3 protein-coding genes are annotated in these 2,855 nt (G+C 64.6%); all 3 read left to right on the forward strand.

What is annotated here, in order from left to right; genetic code table 11:
* Positions 1-252: 252 nt before the first annotated feature.
* Positions 253-765, forward strand: a complete 513-nt coding sequence (locus RT697_RS27055; RefSeq protein WP_313702699.1) for a MarR family transcriptional regulator — start codon at positions 253-255, stop codon at positions 763-765.
* A gap of 100 nt (positions 766-865) precedes the next feature.
* The gene (locus RT697_RS27060) at positions 866-2,026 is read left to right on the forward strand and encodes an MFS transporter (protein WP_313702701.1); all 1,161 of its coding nucleotides are present in this window, start codon (positions 866-868) and stop codon (positions 2,024-2,026) included.
* Positions 2,027-2,113: 87 nt separating this feature from the next.
* A partial coding sequence (locus RT697_RS27065) for a class I tRNA ligase family protein (protein WP_313702700.1) occupies positions 2,114-2,855 on the forward strand: 742 nt, incomplete at its 3' end.

A 2,855-nucleotide genomic window follows, 5' to 3' on the forward strand; every position in this document is an offset into this window, starting at 1 on the left:
CGGTCAAGGTGAAGGTTCGCCCGCTCAAGAAGCTGAAGGACGCCGCGCAGTAATTTCATTACGCGCAGTATCCGGTCAAGCCGGGAAGGGCCCGCCTCGCAAGAGGCGGGCCCTTCTTTTTTGCGTGCGTGCTTTGCAATCTGGCGCGGGCGCTTTGCATTGCATCACCCACGCTTTGCGTCGATCTCGAGCCGCTGCTAGAATTTTGTCTTTACGTGAAGATACTTCACATTAAAACACCAGCCACTCACCATGAATGACCTCGTCGATCTCGTGATCTCGCAGTGGGCCAAAGAGTGCCCCACGCAAGACTTCGCCGCCATGTCGGTCGTCGCGCGCCTCTTCCGCCTGAACGCCTTCGCGGCCCGCAACGTCAACCGCACCTTCCGCCAATACAACCTGCACCAGGGCGAATTCGACGTGCTCGCCACGCTCTACCGCACCGGCGCGCCGCACGCCATGAATCCGCAAAAGCTCGTGGAAGCCCTGTTGCTGACGTCCGGCGCCATGACCAACCGCCTGGACAGGCTGGAACAGGCGGGGCTGCTCGTACGCAATCCCAATCCCGACGACCGGCGCGGCGTCATCGTGTCGCTCACCGCCGAAGGTCTGCGCGTCATCAAGGTCGTGCTCAGGGACTACCTGGCCGACCTGAATGAATTTCTCGAACCGCTGTCGGCGGCCGAGCGCCGCCAATTGGCCGGTCTGCTGAAGAAACTGCTGATCAAGCAGGACCAGGACACGCCCGGCAGCGTCGGTGCGTAACCCGTAGCGACCACGTCATCTTCAATACCCTTTCGGCTTCAGATCAGTGACTTCCTCCGAACATTCCACCCCGACCCTCACCGCGCCCATCATCCTCCTGATGTCGGTGGCGACCGGCCTGGCCGTCGCCAGCAACTATTACGCACAGCCCCTGCTGCACACCATCGGCCAGCAGTTTTCGATCTCGAACGCCGCCGCCGGCGCGATCGTCACCACCGCGCAACTCAGCTACGCCGTGGGACTGATGCTGCTGGTGCCGCTGGGCGACATGTTCGAAAGCCGTTCGCTGATCGTGCTGATGAACCTGCTGTCGGCGGGCGGCCTGCTGATTTCCGCCTTCTCCACCAGCATCGCGATGCTCATCATCGGCACCGCCCTGACCGGCATGCTGTCCGTCGTCGCGCAGATCCTCGTGCCATTTGCCGCCACGCTGGCCGCCCCTCACGAGCGCGGCAAGGCCGTCGGCACGGTCATGAGCGGGCTGCTGCTGGGCATCCTGCTGGCCCGCACCGCCGCAGGCGCACTGGCCGACGTGGGCAGCTGGCGCACCGTGTACTGGGTCGCCGCCATCCTGATGCTGTGCATGTCGGCCGTTCTGTGGCGCGTGCTTCCCCGCTACCAGAGCCCCACGGCAATGAGCTATCCGCAACTGCTGGGCTCCATCCTGCGCATGTTCGTCGAGGAACCCCTGTTCCGCGCCCGGTCCCTCATCGGCGGGCTGCTGTTTGCCGCCTTCAGCATGCTGTGGACGCCACTGACCTTCCTCCTGGCCAGTCCGCCCTATGAATACAGCAACACCACCATTGGCCTTTTCGGCCTGGCGGGCGCCGCCGGGGCCTACGCCGCCAACCGCTTCGGACGCCTTGCCGACCGCGGCCTGGGCAATCTCGCCACCCGTGTGGGCCTGCTGCTTCTGCTGGGTTCCTGGGGACTGATGGCCTTCGGGCAGGTATCGGTGCTTGCCCTGCTGGCCGGCATCCTGGTGCAGGATTTGGCGATCCAGGGTGTGCACGTCACCAACACCAGCTCCATCTACCGCCTGCGGCCCGAGGCGCGCAGCCGCCTCACGGCCGGTTACGTCACCTGCTATTTCATCGGCGGCGCATCGGGTTCGCTGGTATCGTCCTGGCTGTACGCCCATTTCGGCTGGCCCGCGGTGGTGATCGCGGGCGCCGTTCTGGCGGCCCTCACGCTGGCTTATGGCGCGCTTGCGCCCAGTGCGCGCATCCCCGAAATGCCCTCGCCCCCTGCGCGCGCCTAGCACCTCCTATAATCAGGGGTTTTGACCGCCACCGCGCCCCGGCGCGATGGGGCGGCTCACCCCTTTTTTGCCACCGCGCACGAGCCCATGCAGGAACGCTACCTCCCCACTACCGTCGAAGCGGCCGCCCAACAAGACTGGCAGGCCCGCGACGTCTATCTGGTCCACGAACACGCCAAGAACGCCGACGGCTCCGAAAAGCCCAAGTTCTATGCCTGCTCCATGCTGCCCTACCCCAGCGGCAAGCTGCACATGGGCCACGTGCGCAACTACACCATCAACGACATGATGGCCCGCCAGCTGCGCATGCGCGGCTACAACGTGCTCATGCCCATGGGCTGGGACGCCTTCGGCATGCCGGCGGAAAACGCCGCCATCAAGTCCAAGGTGCCGCCCGCCAAGTGGACCTACGACAACATCGCCTACATGAAGAAGCAGATGAAAGCGATGGGTCTGGCGATCGATTGGACGCGCGAAATGTGCGCCTGCGATCCGCAGTATTACAAGTGGAACCAGTGGCTGTTCCTGAAGATGCTCGAAAAGGGCGTGGCCTACCGCAAGACCCAGGTCGTCAACTGGGATCCGGTCGACCAGACCGTGCTGGCCAACGAACAGGTCATCGACGGCCGCGGCTGGCGTTCCGGCGCGCTCGTTGAAAAGCGCGAGATCCCGGGCTACTACCTGCGCATCACCGATTACGCCGACGAGCTGCTGGGCGCCGTTCAGAACGACCTGCCCGGCTGGCCCGAGCGCGTGCGCCTGATGCAGGAAAACTGGATCGGCAAGTCCGAGGGCCTGCGCTTTGCCTTCCCGCACCAGATCGCCGGCC

The organism is Achromobacter sp. (genome assembly GCF_032113835.1).
Lineage (GTDB): Bacteria > Pseudomonadota > Gammaproteobacteria > Burkholderiales > Burkholderiaceae_B > Achromobacter.